The 16,823-nt window shown below is 31.9% G+C and carries 14 protein-coding genes; 8 read left to right on the top strand and 6 right to left on the bottom strand.

Annotated features, from left to right (window positions below; translation table 11 throughout):
• Nucleotides 1–11 precede the first annotated feature (11 nt).
• Together CA_RS15170 and CA_RS15165 are read right to left on the bottom strand one after the other, a co-directional pair.
• A complete protein-coding gene (locus tag CA_RS15170; protein WP_242663033.1) occupies nt 12–938 on the bottom strand; it encodes an AEC family transporter in 927 nt (308 codons plus the stop codon).
• A 113-nt stretch (nt 939–1,051) separates the two neighbouring features.
• Entirely contained in the window at nt 1,052–2,635 is a 1,584-nt protein-coding gene (locus CA_RS15165) for an ABC-F family ATP-binding cassette domain-containing protein (protein WP_010966231.1), read from the bottom strand.
• A 317-nt stretch (nt 2,636–2,952) separates the two neighbouring features.
• On the opposite strand from CA_RS15165, the gene CA_RS15160 reads away from it, so the two are divergent.
• From CA_RS15160 to CA_RS15150, 3 genes are all read left to right on the top strand, one after another.
• Nucleotides 2,953–5,139 (top strand): DNA topoisomerase III, encoded by a 2,187-nt coding sequence (locus tag CA_RS15160; RefSeq protein WP_010966230.1) that lies wholly within the window; start codon nt 2,953–2,955, stop codon nt 5,137–5,139.
• 172 nt (nt 5,140–5,311) lie between these two features.
• Nucleotides 5,312–5,704, top strand: coding sequence for a hypothetical protein (locus CA_RS15155; RefSeq protein WP_010966229.1), 393 nt, complete (start codon nt 5,312–5,314; stop codon nt 5,702–5,704).
• Nucleotides 5,701–6,675, top strand: coding sequence for a D-2-hydroxyacid dehydrogenase (locus tag CA_RS15150; RefSeq protein ID WP_010966228.1), 975 nt, complete (start codon nt 5,701–5,703; stop codon nt 6,673–6,675). Before CA_RS15155 ends, CA_RS15150 begins: the two co-directional genes overlap by 4 nt.
• 154 nt (nt 6,676–6,829) lie before the next feature.
• Here the strand turns inward: CA_RS15150 and CA_RS15145 are convergent, their stop codons facing one another.
• From CA_RS15145 to CA_RS15135, 3 genes are all read right to left on the bottom strand, one after another.
• Nucleotides 6,830–8,341 (bottom strand): FG-GAP-like repeat-containing protein, encoded by a 1,512-nt coding sequence (locus tag CA_RS15145; RefSeq protein WP_010966227.1) that lies wholly within the window; start codon nt 8,339–8,341, stop codon nt 6,830–6,832.
• Between the two features lie 196 nt (nt 8,342–8,537).
• Nucleotides 8,538–10,049: an NlpC/P60 family protein gene (locus CA_RS15140; protein ID WP_010966226.1), complete on the bottom strand. Its 1,512-nt coding sequence runs from the start codon at nt 10,047–10,049 to the stop codon at nt 8,538–8,540.
• Between the two features lie 176 nt (nt 10,050–10,225).
• Nucleotides 10,226–10,702 (bottom strand): S-ribosylhomocysteine lyase, encoded by a 477-nt coding sequence (locus tag CA_RS15135; protein ID WP_010966225.1) that lies wholly within the window; start codon nt 10,700–10,702, stop codon nt 10,226–10,228.
• Between the two features lie 254 nt (nt 10,703–10,956).
• Between CA_RS15135 and CA_RS15130 the strand changes: the two genes are divergently transcribed.
• From CA_RS15130 to CA_RS15115, 4 genes are all read left to right on the top strand, one after another.
• Nucleotides 10,957–11,763, top strand: coding sequence for a Cof-type HAD-IIB family hydrolase (locus CA_RS15130; protein WP_010966224.1), 807 nt, complete (start codon nt 10,957–10,959; stop codon nt 11,761–11,763).
• Between the two features lie 12 nt (nt 11,764–11,775).
• On the top strand, nt 11,776–12,984 hold the full coding sequence (locus tag CA_RS15125) for a sensor histidine kinase (RefSeq protein ID WP_010966223.1): 1,209 nt from the start codon (nt 11,776–11,778) through the stop codon (nt 12,982–12,984).
• Between the two features lie 19 nt (nt 12,985–13,003).
• Entirely contained in the window at nt 13,004–13,651 is a 648-nt protein-coding gene (locus tag CA_RS15120) for a response regulator transcription factor (RefSeq protein WP_010966222.1), read from the top strand.
• A gap of 114 nt (nt 13,652–13,765) precedes the next feature.
• Entirely contained in the window at nt 13,766–14,785 is a 1,020-nt protein-coding gene (locus CA_RS15115; protein WP_010966221.1) for a lipin/Ned1/Smp2 family protein, read from the top strand.
• A 49-nt stretch (nt 14,786–14,834) separates the two neighbouring features.
• On the opposite strand, the gene CA_RS15110 is transcribed toward CA_RS15115, so the two are convergent.
• Nucleotides 14,835–15,758 carry a 2-dehydropantoate 2-reductase gene (locus tag CA_RS15110; RefSeq protein ID WP_010966220.1) on the bottom strand — a complete coding sequence of 308 codons (924 nt, stop codon included), beginning with the start codon at nt 15,756–15,758 and terminating at the stop codon, nt 14,835–14,837.
• Nucleotides 15,759–15,949: 191 nt separating this feature from the next.
• Here CA_RS15110 and CA_RS15105 point away from each other — a divergent pair, with 191 nt between their 5' ends.
• The gene (locus CA_RS15105; RefSeq protein ID WP_010966219.1) at nt 15,950–16,777 is read left to right on the top strand and encodes an alpha/beta fold hydrolase; all 828 of its coding nucleotides are present in this window, start codon (nt 15,950–15,952) and stop codon (nt 16,775–16,777) included.
• The last annotated feature ends 46 nt before the right edge of the window (nt 16,778–16,823 follow it).

The following is a 16,823-nucleotide window of genomic DNA, read 5'->3' as shown; positions in this document are numbered from 1 at the left end:
ATCTCATTTTTTTATACTACTAATTTAATTACCAAAGGTATGATTATTATGGATAATACTGTGGTTATAAAAATATGTTTCAAGGCTACATTCTCATCACTGCCATACTGGAGACTCATTACAGCAGCATTAGAAGCAGCTGGCATTGCCTCAAGTACAACTATTACACCTATGACTGTTTGATTTGCGTTTAAGAGTTTTAAAACCACAAAAGTTATGGCTGGTACAATTAAAAGCTTAACTATCGTTAGTATGTAAACTAATTTGTCTTTAAATAAATCTGATAAATTAATATCAGCTAGCATTATTCCAACAATTATCATTGATAGAGGAGAGGTCATGGAGCCTACGGAATTAATGCTTAGAGCTATTAAGTGAGGAAGCTTTATTTTTAGAATAAATATAAAAAAGCCAATAACAGTAGCTATAATTGATGGGTTAACAGCAGCTCTTTTTAATTCTTTTAGAGAATTGCCTTTTGTGTTTTTTAAAGCCATTATTCCATAACTGAACATAAAGAGGTTTAAAATTATACCAAAGATAGCACAGTAAAATACACCGTTTTCGCCATAAATACTTCTTAAAACAGGATAGCCCATAAAACCAGAGTTCGAAAACACTGTTACAAACTTTGAGATACCCTTTTGAGCATCATTAACTTTCATATAAGCGAATTTAGAAAATAGAACTAAAACTATATGAATTATTAGGGTGTATAAAAGAATATCTTCACCAACGTTTAATACAGACTTTGAAAATTTCATAGTTATAAAAGAGTTTATTATTAGAAGTGGAAGAGTTATCTTAAGTAAAAGATTACTTAGTCCAGCATTCATTTTTTTATCTATATACTTCATTTTTGAAGCATATATGCCTACAAGAAGCATTAAAAATAACATTAATACCTGATTTAACACGTTGTTGTTCAAGAATTTCACCTCGATTATTTATTAAGTAAAAAATCTTAAGAAAATGAAGCATATAATAGCTATATTTTTTATTAGATTAAAAAAATAGAAGGCATCCGCTAAATTCGAATGCCCCAATTTATTTATTGAATTTCAAGGTACTCATCATAAGTACATTTTCTATCAATTATTCCATCGTTAGTGATTTCTATAATTCTATTTGCTATGGTTTGAATAAATTCATGGTCGTGTGATGTGAACATTAAATTACTCTTATAATTTGTTAAACCATTATTTAAAGCTGTTATAGATTCTAGGTCAAGATGGTTTGTTGGTTGATCAAACATTAAAAAGTTTGCGTTTGTAAGCATTGTTTTTGCAAGCATACATCTTACTTTTTCGCCTCCAGATAGAACACTCGCTTTTTTAAGCGCTTCTTCTCCAGAGAAAAGCATCCTTCCTAAAAAACCTCTTATATAAGTTTCGGATTTCTCTTCTGAATACTGTCGAAGCCAATCAACTAAACTTAAATCACAGTCATTGAAGTACTCTGAATTATCTTTTGGAAAATAAGCATTTGTTATTGTTATTCCCCATTTATAGCTTCCACTGTCTGGTTCCATTTCTCCAGAAAGTATTTTGAATAGTGTAGTTTGAGCTATTTCGTTATCTCCAACTAGAGCTATTTTATCATCTTTAGAAACTATAAAGCTTACGTTATTTAAAACTTTTTCTCCATCAATTGTCTTTGAAAGATTCTCAACAGTTAAAATATCATTTCCTGGTTCTCTTTCTGGTTTAAAACCTATAAAAGGATATTTTCTATTTGATGGTTTGATGTCTTCAAGATTTAGTTTATCAAGCATTTTTTTACGTGAAGTAGCTTGCTTTGATTTTGAAGCATTTGCACTAAATCTAGCTATGAAGTCTTTTAATTCTTTAATTTTTTCTTCTTTTTTCTTATTTTGATCCTTTGTCATTTCAAGAGCGAGAGTACTTGATTTATACCAGAAATCATAGTTTCCAACATATAAAGTTATTTTTCCATAGTCTACATCGGCTATCATGGTACAAACTTTATTAAGGAAATGTCTATCATGGGATACTACTATGACAGTTCCTTCAAAATCTATTAAAAATTCCTCAAGCCAAGCAATTGATTTTATGTCAAGATGGTTAGTAGGCTCATCTAGAAGTAATATTCCAGGATTACCGAAAAGAGCTTGTGCTAAAAGCACCTTAACCTTTTCTCCACCAATTAATTCTGACATTTTTTTGCTGTGAAGTTCAGTTGAAATGCCTAGACCTTGAAGAAGTGTAGCAGCTTCAGATTCTGCTTCCCATCCATTTAGCTCTGCAAATTCTCCTTCTAGTGTAGAGGCTTTGATACCATCTTCTTCGCTAAAATCTGGCTTAGCGTATAAAGCGTCCTTTTCCTTCATGATTGAGTAAAGGCGTTCATTTCCCATTATTACAGTTTCTAAAACTTCATATTCATCATATTGAAAGTGATCCTGCTTTAAAACGGAGATTCTAGTATTGCTATCTACTGAAACATCTCCTGTGTTTGGCTCAATTTCTCCGGATAATATCTTTAAGAAAGTACTTTTTCCAGCTCCATTTGCTCCAATTATTCCGTAACAGTTACCTGGGGTGAATTTTAAATTTACGTCTTCAAAGAGTTTTCTGCCACCATATCTTAAACTTACATTATTTACAGTTAACACGGATTACTTCCTTTCTACAATGGGCTATTATTATGCCCTTATTATTATTATTATTTTAGATAGTTAAGATTATATCATAATTATAAATAGAGTAAAACAATTCTAAACTTAATTTATATATATGTGAAAGGGTAAATAGCACTACTTTTCTATATTATAGATCAATAGTTGAACTGTTTTATAAATAATGTGTTATATTATATATAGGAAATCAATCTTATATTTAATAGGTGAATTGATTTTTCTATAAGGTATATGGCTAGATATAGTTATGGTACTTTAAATTTCCATGTACCTCAATTTGAAAGGATGATATTATGGGAAAAATACTTGTTTTAGCTGAAAAACCCAGTGTTGCAAGAGATCTTGCCAAAGTGTTAAAAGCAAATATTAATAAGAAAACTCATTTAGAAGGAAATAAATATGTAGTAATTTGGGCATTAGGGCACTTGGTTTCATTAGCTGACCCTGAAAGCTACGGTGAAAAGTATAAAAAATGGAGTATGGATACACTTCCTATGCTTCCTAAGAATATGAAGTTAAGTGTTTTGAAAAATACATCAAAGCATTTCTATGATATAAAAAAGGTTATGGAAAGAAAGGATTTAGACGAACTTGTAATAGCAACAGATGCTGGACGTGAAGGTGAGCTTGTTGCAAGATGGATAATTGAAATGGCAAAGTGGAAAAAGCCAATAAAGCGTCTTTGGATATCCTCACAAACTGATAGGGCCGTAAGAGATGGATTTGCACATTTAAGAGATGGCCGTGATTACGAAAATTTATATAAATCTGCAAAGTGCAGATCAGAAGCAGATTGGTTTGTTGGACTTAATGTTACACGTGCACTAACTTGCAAATATAATGCACAGCTATCAGCTGGTAGAGTTCAAACACCTACGCTCTATATGATTGTTTCAAGAGAAGAAGAGATAAGAAAATTTAAACCAAAGGACTATTATACTATAGAGGGAAAGGTAAAAAGCTTCTCCATGAATTGGCACGATAAATCTGGAGATTTTAAAATATTTAACAAAGAGAGAGCTGAAAAGATAGAAGCTCTAGTTAAAGGCAGCAAAGGAAAAATTGTAGATGTTAGTGAAAGTAAAAAGAAAAAATATTCTCCAGCATTATACGATTTAACTGAACTTCAAAGAGATGCAAATAGATTCTTTGGATTTTCAGCAAAAGAAACTTTATCAATAATGCAGAGACTTTACGAAAATCATAAGCTTTTAACTTATCCAAGAACGGATTCAAGATATATTCCTCATGATGTTGTAGCAACTCTTCCAGATAGATTGAGAGCTATTTCCATAGGAAAGTATTCAAAATTTGCAGCAGAAATATTAAGAAGTAAAATAAATGTTCACAAAGGCTTTGTGGATGATTCTAAGGTAACGGATCACTATGCTATAATTCCAACAGAAGAAAGACCAGCGCTTGGGGCTTTAAGCAATGAAGAATTTAAAATATATGATTTAGTTGTTAAAAGATTTTTAAGTATAATGCTTCCTCCTTTTGAATATATTCAAACTACAGTGAAGGCAGAGGTAGCCGGAGAGATATTTATAGCAAAAGGAAAGGTTGTAAAATCCAAAGGTTGGAAAGAAGTTTACGACAAAACTGAAGATTTTGAAGAGAAGAGTGAATTAAAAGATCAAATGCTTCCTGAAATGAATAAAGGAGAAGATATAACCTTCAGTACAGTTTCTATTAAAAAAGGGCAAACTAAACCACCTTCAAGATTTACAGAAGCAACACTTTTGTCAGCAATGGAGAACCCTCAAAGATATGTTAGCATGGATAAAATTTCTGCAAAAACACTTGGAGAGACAGGTGGGCTTGGAACTGTTGCTACAAGGGCAGATATAATAGAAAAGCTTTATAAGACTTTTTATATAGAGAAAAAAGGAAATGAAATAGTTCCGACATCAAAGGGAAAACAACTAGTTAATTTAGTACCTTCTGATTTAAAGTCACCTCTTTTAACGGCAAAATGGGAAGGACAGCTTGATGCTATAAGCAAGGGAAAATTAAATGGAGTAAGTTTTGTTAATGAAATAAAAGGATATGCTTCTAAGCTTGTAGATGATGTAAAAGGAAGTAAGGACACTTTTAAATATGATAATTTAACTGGAACAAAGTGTCCAGAGTGCGGAAAATATATGCTTCAGGTGAATGGTAAGAAGGGTAGAATGCTTGTATGCCAGGATAGAGAGTGCGGACATAGAGAGAATTTAGCTATGTTCACAAATGTAAGATGTCCTGAATGTCATAAAAAACTTGAACTTAGAGGAGAAGGAGAGGGCAGAATATACGTGTGCCCAAACTGCAGCTTTAGAGAAAAGTATTCTTCTTTCCAAAAAAGGTTTAAGGGTAATAATAATAAAGTTAATAAAAGAGAAGTTTCAAATTATATGAAGAAGATGAAAAAGGAAGCAGAAGCACCAATTAATAATGCCTTTGCAGATCTTATGTCGATGTTTAAAGATAAAAATTAGAGTATTTCATTAGTGCTATAAAACCCTTGAAAGTATTAAAAAAATCAAGGGTTTTGTTCTATTGAAAGGATATAACACATTAATAAATCATATACAGTAAAAGTTTTACATTTAATTTAAGTACGGAATAATTCTAATCATGTCTATAAAAAATTAAAAAAGGAGAGTGTTTATGTGTAATTTAAAAATATATACGAAAGATGATGCCATATCTGTTAAAAAAGAAAATGGAACTGAAGTCGATTATTTTATATTTAATGAGTACGAAATACACTTAAATAAAATTCCTCCACATTCAATTCAAGAGTATCATAAACATAGAACTATTGATGAAGCAGTTATAGTTACCAAGGGACAAATAGTTTTGAAATGGATGGAAGAAGGATTAGAAAAATCAAGAGTAATAACTAAAGGTATGGTTATTAGGATGGGTAATAATATTCATACTCTTGAAAATATAACGGATAACTTTGCAGAATTTAATGTTATTAGAACTATTCCAACAGGTAGAGATAATAAAGAAATAATAAAAAATGACAAGGTTTTATGGAGGGAAGAAAATTGAAGATAGTAGTTTTAGATGGATATACTTTAAACCCTGGAGATATGTCCTGGGAAGCTTTTAAAGAAATTGGAGATTTAACTGTATATGATAGAACAGATTATACAGGAAAAGAAGAAGAAAAGACAATTGAAAGGGCTAGAGATGCTGAAGCTATTTTGACTAATAAAACTATAATAACAAGTAAGGTAATTGAAAAACTTCCCAAACTCAAATATATAGGTGTTCTTGCAACAGGGTACAATGTAGTTGACTTAGAGTTTGCAAAGAAAAAAGGAATAGTGGTAACCAATATTCCACAATATAGCACTTCATCGGTAGTCCAAATGTCCATGGCACTTATACTTGAAATATGCGGACATGTTGGGCAACATAATGCATCAGTAAAGAAGGGAGATTGGCAGAATTGTGCTGATTTTTCTTATTTAAAATATCCTATAATTGAGCTTTCAGGTAAAACAATAGGTCTTGTTGGATATGGAAGCATAGGAAAAGCTATGCAGAAAGCGGCAGAAGCTCTAGGAATGAAGGTTTTTGTGTATACTCCACATCCAGACAAGAAATATGAAAATGAAAGTATGAAGTTTGTAAGCTTAGATACTCTTTTTAAAGAGGCAGATGTGATCTCTCTTCACTGTCCGCTAAAAGATGATAACAAAGAAATGATAAATAAAGCTAGTATCAAAAAAATGAAGAATGGAGTAATTATAATAAATACAGCAAGAGGTGGACTTATAAATGAAAGAGATTTATATGAAGCTTTAAAGGAGAATAAGGTTTACGCAGCAGCGCTTGATGTTGTATCCTTTGAGCCTATAAAAGAAGATAATCCACTTTTAAAAGCGGAGAACTGCATAATAACACCACATATTGCATGGGCGACTAGTGAAGCAAGACAAAGACTTATGAACATAGCTGTGAATAATTTAAAGCAGTTTGTTGATGGATGTCCAATTAATGTTGTGAATAAATAAAGAATTAAAACTGAGGATAATCAGTGTAGTTCACTATTTGGAATGAAAAATGTTGTTGGGACTGTACGTAATTAGGAAAATATATAAATCCATAATATAAAACATAGAATTAAGTTGCATAAAAAGAAGCTGTCCAGAGTAGGACAGCTTCTTTTTAATTAAATATTCTCTTTGCTATAGAGTATGATCTAATAGGTGTTTCGTGAACAGTTTCACCAGTTTTTGGAGCCTCTATCATATAACCATTACCTGAATAAATAGCTACATGATAAGGATCAGATGTAGAACCGAAGAATAATAAATCTCCTGGTTGAAGGTTTGTAACAACAGTTCCATATTTAACTTGATCTCCTGTATAATGTGGGAGATTTACTCCAAAGTGTGCATAACAATACATAACTAAGCCTGAACAATCGAATCCACTAGGATCTGTACCACCCCATACATAAGGTACACCTATAAAGGTTCTTGCATAAGCTACTAACTGAGCTCCTTTATTAGGAGTAGGAACAGCGTTTGAAGTAAATACATGAATTCTAGAAGCTGTGTTGCCATAATCGTAAAAGGCAGCAATATCAGCGCTACCATCACCATTAAAGTCACCAGCTACAACTCTACCTGTGACTCTATTAGCGTCGTATCCGCTAGAAACTCCCCACCAACCATTAGAATTTGTATAGCTAAAAGAGCTCCCAGTAGAAGTGAATACATGAATTCTAGAAGCTGTATTACCATAATCGTACATAGCAGCAATATCAGCTTTTTTGTCGCCATTGAAATCGCCAGCTACAAGTCTACCTGTAACCTTATTAGCATCATAACCGCTAGGAGTACTCCACCAACCGTTTGGACCACTGTAGTTAAAGGAACTTCCAGTGGAAGTGAATACATGAATCCTAGAAGCTGTATTACCATAATCATACATAGCAGCAATATCAGTTTTACCATCACCATTAAAATCACCAGCTACAATTCTTCCTTTAACTCTGTTGGAATCATAACCAGTGGAACTCCACCAACCGCTTGGACCACTGTAATTAAAGGAACTTCCAGTAGAAGTAAATACATGAATTCTTGTTTCGCTGTTGCCATAATCGTACATAGTAGCAATATCATCTTTACCATCACCATTAAAATCGCCAGCTACAGCACCTGTAATTCTACTTGCAGTGTAGCCACTAGGAGTGCTCCACCATCCATTAGAATCGGTATAACTAAAGGATTTTCCGGTAGAAATAAATACATGAATTCTTGTTTGACCACCACCATAATCGTATATGGCAGCAATATCATCTTTACCATCACCGTTAAAATCACCAGCTACAACAGCTGCAATTCTACTTGCAGTGTAGCCACTAGGAGTACTCCACCAACCGTTTGAAGAATAATCAAATGAACTTCCAGTAGAAGTAAATACATGAATTCTAGAAGCACCATTACCATAATCATAGAAGGTTGCAACATCGGCCTTGCCATCTCCGTTAAAGTCTCCACTTACCATTCTACTACCAACATTATTGACATCATAACCGCTAGGAGTACTCCACCAACCGTTTGCACTAGCGTAAGTAAAAGAATCACTAGCTTGTACACTGTGTCCATATAAAATTGCACTAATAAAGACTAAAAAGCCTACTAATAATACATTAGTAAAAATTTTTTTCATTAATAATACCTCCCTTTCATACATATTATAGCATATATTGAAAAAAAATAAAGTAATGTTAATATTAATATAATATTATAAAATATAACATTAGGAATTTTAAATATATTATTGCACTTCTTTTAAGAAATTGTGTGCATATATCATTATTAAGTAAGATTTCATAAAAAGCTGTCCGAAATAGGACAGCTTCTTTTTAGTTAAATATTCTCTTTGCTATAAAGTAGGACCTAATATCGACAAGTCTTACATTTGCGCCTGTATGAGGTGCTTCAACCATTTTACTATTTCCGGCATAAATAGCCACGTGAGTTGGACTTGTTGCAGAGCCAAAGAATAATAAATCTCCTGGCTGAAGATCATCTGTTACAGTAGTACCACAGTTAACCTGATCGTAGGTAGTACGTGGAAGATCTACTCCAAAGTGTTCGTAGCAGTATTGAACTAAACCGGAACAGTCAAATCCACTAGGATCTGCACCACCCCATACATAAGGTACGCCTAAGAAGCTTTCAGCATAGGCTACTAGCTCTGCTCCTTTTGAAGATTCGGGAGAATCAGCGTTTGAAGTAAAAACGTGAATTCTAGAAGCAGAACTCCCATAATCATAGAAAGCGGCGATGTCAGCTTTGTGATCACCATTAAAGTCACCAGCTACAACCCTTCCAGTAACTCTGTTAGCATCATAACCAGTGGTATTCCACCAACCGTTTGCTCCAGTGTAGGTAAAAGAGTCGCCGTTAGAGGTTAATACATGGATTCTAGTTTCTGCGTTGCCATAATCGTACATAGCAGCAATATCAGCTTTGCCATCACCATTAAAGTCACCAGCTACAAGCCTTCCAGTAACTTTGTTAGCATCGTATCCAGTAGTGCTCCACCAACCATTTGCCCCAGTGTACTTAAAGGAATCTCCAGTAGAAAGAAATACATGGATGCGACTTTCACTACCACCGTAATCATACATAGCAGCAATATCAGTTTTACCGTCACCATTAAAATCACCAGCTACAACTCTTCCTTTAACTCTGTTGGAATCATAACCAGTAGAGTTCCACCAGCCATTTGCACCAGTATAGGTAAATGAACTTCCAGTTGAAGTGAATACGTGAATTCTAGTTTCACCTCCGCCATAATCGTACATAGTAGCAATATCCGATTTACCATCACCATTAAAGTCACCAGCTACAGCTCCTGTAATTCTTCCAGCATCATAACCAGTAGCATTCCACCAACCGTTACAATCAGTATAACTAAAGGAACTTCCAGTAGAAATGAATACATGAATTCTTGTTTCAGAATTACCGTAATTATATATAACCGCAATATCATCCTTGTGATCACCGTTAAAATCACCAGCTACAACAGCTGTAATTCTCTTAGGGTCATAACCGCTTGGAGTATTCCACCAACCATACGCACTAGCATAGTCAAAGGAACTTCCATTTGATGTGAATACATGAATTCTAGAAGCACCATTACCGTAGTCATAGAAGGTAGCAACATCGGCTTTACCATCGCCATTAAAATCGCCACTAACCATTCTACTGTTAACATTATTAACGTCATAGCCATTGTCTACTGACCACCAACCATATGCACTAGGATATGTAAATGAATCACTAGCTTGCACGTTATGTCCATTTAAAAGTGCTCCAAGGAAAACTATTGAGCACAATAATAGTAAATTTGTGAAAAGTTTTTTCATTATATCCCCCTCCTTTGACATATATCATAGCATGTTTTGAAAAAAAAGTAAATAATTGAATTATTATATAAAATGCAATAAAAAAATATATAAAATCAAAAATATAGTTATTATTTGGCGTTTAATGCAAAATAAAAAGGCTATTGGATAATTTCCAATAGCCTTGATTTTAATATTTACTCTGGATAATTTAATCTATCTTCAGATATGTTATCTAGGAGAGCTGAAAATTTCTTTCCCCAGTAGTTTGCCATAGGTAGGTTCATGTCAAGATAATTTCCACAATCACGTGCAGCAGCACCTGGAACCTCACCTTTAAAATCTGCAATGAATTTATACATTTCCCTTAATAAAGGTACAATATCATTTGAAGTATAATCTCCCTGTAAAATCAAGTAAAAGCCTGTTCTGCATCCCATTGGCCCAAAGTATACTGTTTTTTCTGCATATGTTCCGTGATTTCTTAAAAAAGTTGCCCCTAGATGTTCTATAGTATGAACCTCAGCGGTATTCATAACTGGTTCCTCATTTGGACTTGTCATTCGTATATCAAAAGTAGTAATAACTACATCACCAAATTTATCTTTTCTCGAAACATAAACACCTGGTTGAAGTGTTAAGTGGTTAACAGTAAAACTTGCGATTTTTTCCATAATAGTGACCTCCTATAAATTAATAAAGCTTATAATCTATGATACTACAATTTAAATTTTATAAAAAGGGATGATAATAGATTTCCTAAATAATAGTGATTTTATATATCATCTTATTTAGTTAATAATTGGTTATTAAAATAATTATAAAAAGTATTTATAATTAGGTTTGATTTTTTAATAATTATAACTGTTTGTTTTATTTCCCAGCTGTTATAATTAAATTAGTTAAAAAATTTTAAAGGGTGATATATTTGAACAAAAGATTTGAGGGATGGATTTTAATATCTGATATGGATGATACTTTAATTGGCAGTGATAAAAGAATTTCAGAAAAGAATCTTAATGCTATAAAAAAGTTTCAAAGTTTAGGTGGGAGGTTTACTATAGCCACTGGGAGAACTATGGAATCAGCATATAGGTATATAAGAAATCTTCAGGTGGATTTACCAGTCATACTTTACAACGGAGCTAAAATATATGATTTCAATAAAAGTAAGACTATATTTGAAATAGAATTAGATGATAGAGTAAAAGAAATAATAAAAAAGGTAAAGGAATACGATACTTCCTTTGGAATTGAAATATACAGTAATGAAAATACCTATATTTACAACACTTGCAGATTTACTGAAAGATTTAAAAAAAGGGGTTACAGTGTATTCTACGAAATTCCAGAAGAGCTTTGGAAAGAAAAGTGGACGAAAGTTCTTGTTGTAGGAGAGAAAAATCAGGAGGATTACTTAGAAGAAAACTTTGAAAGGCTTTTTGGAAAGGTTAATTTGGTGAGAAGCGGTGAAAATTATTTAGAAATAATTCCAAAGGGTTTATCAAAGGGAGCAGCACTAGAAAATTTGTGCAATCTAGAGGGTGTTGATATTAATAAGGTTATTTCTGTAGGTGATAACATGAATGATTACGAACTAATAAAAAAGGCGGGATATGGTTTTTGTGTGTCAAATGGCAACAATAGACTTATAAGCATGTGCAGCAATATATGTCCATCAAATGATGACAATCCACTTGAATACATTGTAAACTGGGCATTAGAAAACTTGTAGGAGTGAGATTTTTTGAAAAACAAAAGCTATTATTTTTTGACCATTATTAGGTATGCTGTATATTTACTCATAGGAATGTGTGCTGTTTTTTATGGTGAATTAAAAAATACAGAGATGTATTATTTTATAGTATTTTTTCTTATGTATATTATTGTAACTCAGTTTAGAATTTATTATTTAAGGAATAGGAAGTATGTTAGTGTTTCTATGGTAGTAGATTTGGTTTTAGTTTGTTTTATGTATAGTTATGTAAGGAATTTTAGTTTCCTATTTCTTTTTATATCTGTTTTAGATTCATCTATAATGCTTTCTAAAACTCAAGCGTATGCTTCTGGTATAATATGCTCAGTTGTAATAATTATTCAAAATGTAAAAATTCCCTTTAGTTTAAAGGCGGGAACTAATTTAATAAATATTCTCTTTAGCATACTTTTAATATTTACTTTAGTTTTTATAGGAGACAGCTTTAGAGAAGAACAAAAAAGAAAAATAGAGGCGCAGGGACTTTATGATAGGCTCAGAGAATCGGAAGAAAAGTTAAGGGGAGCTTATGAAAAGCTTGAAAGATATTCTGAAACGGTAGAAGAGTTAAGCATTCTTAGGGAAAGAAATAGAATATCAAGGGAAATTCATGATTCTGTTGGACATACATTATCGGCAGTATTAATGCAGCTTCAAGCTCTTTTATATCTTATAAAAAGTGATAAAGAGGAAAGTTTAAAAACTGTAGAGGAAATGACAGGCTTTGTTAGAGGTGGAATTGAAAATGTAAGAAGAACTGTAAGAGAGCTTAAACCTACAGATTTCGATAGATTTGAAGGAGTTTTTGCTATAGAGGAAATGATAAGAAAATATAAGAAGCTCACATCTGCTGATATAAGGTTTATACTTTCAAAAGAGAAAAGGTCACTGTCTTCAGATGAAAGTTTTATAAGCTATAGAGTTGTTCAGGAGGCCTTAAATAATGCAATAAGGCATGGAAAAGCGTCGTTAGTTGAGGTTTCTATGCAATTTAATCAAGATAGACTCTACATAAGAATAAAGGATAATGGAGTTGGAACGGATGGAATAAAAAAGGGCTTTGGTATGACTGGTATGGAGGAAAGAGTAAAGAAGCTTGGAGGAAATATTGAGTTTTACAGTGAAAGGGATAAAGGTTTTGAAGTGACTGTGAATTTACCTAAATCATCAGAAGAAAAAAATTCTATTATAAATTATTAAAGCTAAAGGAGTAAAGGTTTTGGATAATATAAATGTTGTTATTGCAGATGATGAAAAATTAATACGTGATGGTTTGAAAATAATATTAAATGCTAATGACGAAATAAATGTTATAGGAGTAGCTGAGAATGGAATTGAAGCTGCTGAAATTTGTAAAAGAGAAAAGGTAGATGTTGTATTAACAGATATCAGAATGCCTGTATGTGATGGTGTTAAAGCTACTAAAATAATTAAAAATCAGTTTTCAGATATAAAAGTGTTGGTGCTTACAACTTTTAAGGATGATGAATACATATTTGAGGCTATGAAAAATGGAGCAAATGGTTATATTTTAAAAGATACTTCATATGAAATCATAATAGATGCAGTCAAAAGCGTTTATAAAGGAAATGTTGTTGTAAATCCAGAAATAGCCTCTAAAATGGTTAGTGGAGTAATGAAAACATCACCTTCTTCTAATGAGATAAAGGAGAAGTATAAGCTTACAGATAGGCAAATAGAAATAATAATAGCAATAGGTTCTGGACTTTCAAATAAAGAAATAGCAGAAAAACAGTATGTTACAGAGGGAACTGTTAAAAATCATATAACTGAGATTTTATCAAAGCTTGAGATGAGGGATAGGACACAAATTGCAATATTTGCTCTTAAAAATGAATTAGTTTAAAATATACTTTTGTAAAACAGAATTAACGCAATGTTTTCAATATATAACTTTTAATGATATTATTTGTATAGTATCATAAAATACGGATAAAAAACCATTAAAAGGAGAGAAGTTATGAGTAAAATTTTTAAAACTAAGACATTGATAACCTTTTTGACTCTAATATCATTAATTTTTGTAGGAGGTAATAAGATACTTGCTTTATCAGTAAATGATAGAGATACTTCAGCCTTAAGGTATTTTGATTTTAAAGATGATGAATTTGTAAAGCCAAGCCCAACTGAATTTAATAGTTGGATAAATAGAGAAATTGTAACTAAGCATCATCCTCATCATAATGGCTACGATGAGATATATACAAAAAATCAACCTCAAGTTATCGAAGGTGATTTTTTATATGGAGATGTCAGAGTTAAATTAGCTAATGAGTGGGTTTCAATATACGAATATTCTTTAGATTCAAGTTCGCCATCATGGAACAAAATAGGACGAGCAGTTACAGACACTAATGGACATATAAAATATAATATACCTAATAATATGAAGCTAAGCTATGGAATGCACTTGATTAAACTTTATGTAGAAGGAGACGGAACTTCTGCAAATATGTATATTCAAGTATTGGACAATACTAAGAAATATGTTGTTTTTGATATGGATGGTACATTGACAACTACTGATTTTGAAGATGTAAAACAATATGCAGGTGAATTTTTTAATTCAAATTATGTGGCTAAAATGTATCCAGATGTAGATAATGTAGTTAAGTATTATGCTTCTAAAGGATATGGAATATTATACCTAACAGCAAGGCCGTATTGGTTATCTGAGGAAAGTCAAACTTGGCTTTGGAAAAATGGATTCCCTATGGGGTTACTTCATACATATACTGGAGGGGACGTACTTCTTGGTGAAGAGGCAGAGAGCTTTAAAGCAGGTTATTTGAATCAGCTCAAAAGCCAAGGTATAGAGTTTGATTATGGTTTTGGAAATGAAAAAACAGATGTAGAGGCATATTCTAATATTGGAATTGCTAAGAGTAACATATTTACAATTGGAAAGAATAGAGGAATAGATGGATCAGTTTCAATAGTAAGCTATACGGATTACTTGAAACAATTATCTGGAAATTAGAATAATAAGGTGATGCAATGTTTATAAAGCATCACCTTTTATATATGAATTATATATTATATAAGCCTTCTAGTGCATGGATAATGTGGATAATACAATCATTATATGGAGTTGGTATTTTATAAAGCTTTGCTAAATTTGCCACTGCACCATTTATATGATCGATTTCAGTTAACCTTTTATTAGAAACATCTTGATTCATAGAAGTAATTGCGTTAGGAAGATCCTCACGAATACATTTTTGAACTTTATCAATTACCTCTTTTTTATTAAAGAAAGTCCCGTCAGCAATAGCAACATCAACAGCTTCAGATAGTATGCTCTGTACAATTTCGCTTGCATCTTTACTTTTCTCAAGATATCCAACCTTACAATTTAAAATTGCTGTTGTAGAATTTAGAGCCATATTAATAAATAATTTGCTCCAAATAATTTCCTGAATGTTTTGGTAAACCTCGGTCTTTAAGGAGCAAGCTTTAAACTCATCTGATATACGTTTTATTATATTATCATTGTAAACAAGCATGCCTATATTTGTAATTCCTTCTTGGTTGTGAGAGACTTCTCCTGTCTCTAAAATTGAACAGCTGTGTTCTGTTGTTCCAATAAGTATATTTTCTTTTTTTATAAACTTTTCTAAATCTCTATCGTTTCCAGCACCATTTTGAAGTGTAATTACTAGTGTGGAATCGCTGAATAAGTTTAGATTATTCTTTAAGGCAGATGTTGTGTAAAGGTTTTTTACAAATATAATAACTAAATCCATAGGACCTAAGTTTGAAGAATCTGTAAAGGCAGATACTAAGAATTTTTCTTTTTTATTATTTTCTCTCTCATATATAATTAAACCATTTTCATTTATTGATTTAACTACTTTTTCATTAATATCAATCATATAGACATCATTTTTACGTGATAAATAAGCGCCATAAAGTCCGCCCATAGCACCAGCGCCAATTACTGCAACTTTCATAACATACACTCCTTATATAAAAATAACTTAATGATTTTAATTTTAATATATTACAGAAATTAAGTAAAATTGACTTTTTATTAATAATATCTACAGAATATTTTTAAATTTATATGATACAAAAAAATATTTTGTATTATATGCTATAATAAGCTTTGAATAATAACAAAGTGATATTAAGGAGAGGGAATATGAAACTTAATATAAAGGATGTAGTCTTAAATTATAATATTATAGGAGAAGGAGAGCCCATTATTATATTACACGGCTATTCTGTGGATCATACAATAATGTTTGGATGTATGGAAAACCTATTTTCAGATGAGAGTAGATATAAAAGAATATATGTGGATCTTCCTGGCATGGGCAAGTCAACTAGTTCGGATTCAATTAAAACTTCTGATAATATGCTTGATATAATACTGGAATTCATAATGAAGGTTACAAAGGGAGAAAATTTTTTACTTGTAGGAGAATCTTATGGAGGATATTTATCAAGAGGAGTAGTTTATAAGATTAGAGAAAAGGTTAATGGTCTTTTTCTTATTTGTCCTGCTATAATACCGGACTTTAATAAGAGGACAGTACCTGAACATGTTATTTTAGCTTATGATGAGAAATTAATGTCTAAACTCAATAAAGAGGAGGCAGAGGAGTTTAGTTCAATGTCAGTAGTGCAAAATGAGAAGATTTACCTTAGATTTAAGGAAGAGGTAATGTCTGGAATTAAACTAGGAAATCAAGATTTTTTAGAGAGATTACAGAGGGAGGGGTATGGATTTTCTTTTGATGTGGATAAGCTTCCACAAAAATTTGATAAGCCTACACTAATGTTGCTAGGAAAGCAAGATGCTAGTGTTGGATACAAGGATGCATGGAATATACTAGATAACTATCCTAGAGCGACCTTTGCAGTACTTGATATGGCAGGGCATAATCTTCAAATAGAGCAGGAAGACATATTTAATCTACTTGGTAAGGAGTGGATTTCAAGAACTTACAGAGAAAAAGATTATTAAGAATTTATTTTTTTAGGAAAGTTTTGTATTAATAAGTTATTGAGAT

This window comes from Clostridium acetobutylicum ATCC 824 (genome assembly GCF_000008765.1).
Classification (GTDB): domain Bacteria; phylum Bacillota; class Clostridia; order Clostridiales; family Clostridiaceae; genus Clostridium_S; species Clostridium_S acetobutylicum.
This window is presented reverse-complemented; position numbering and strand designations above follow the sequence as displayed.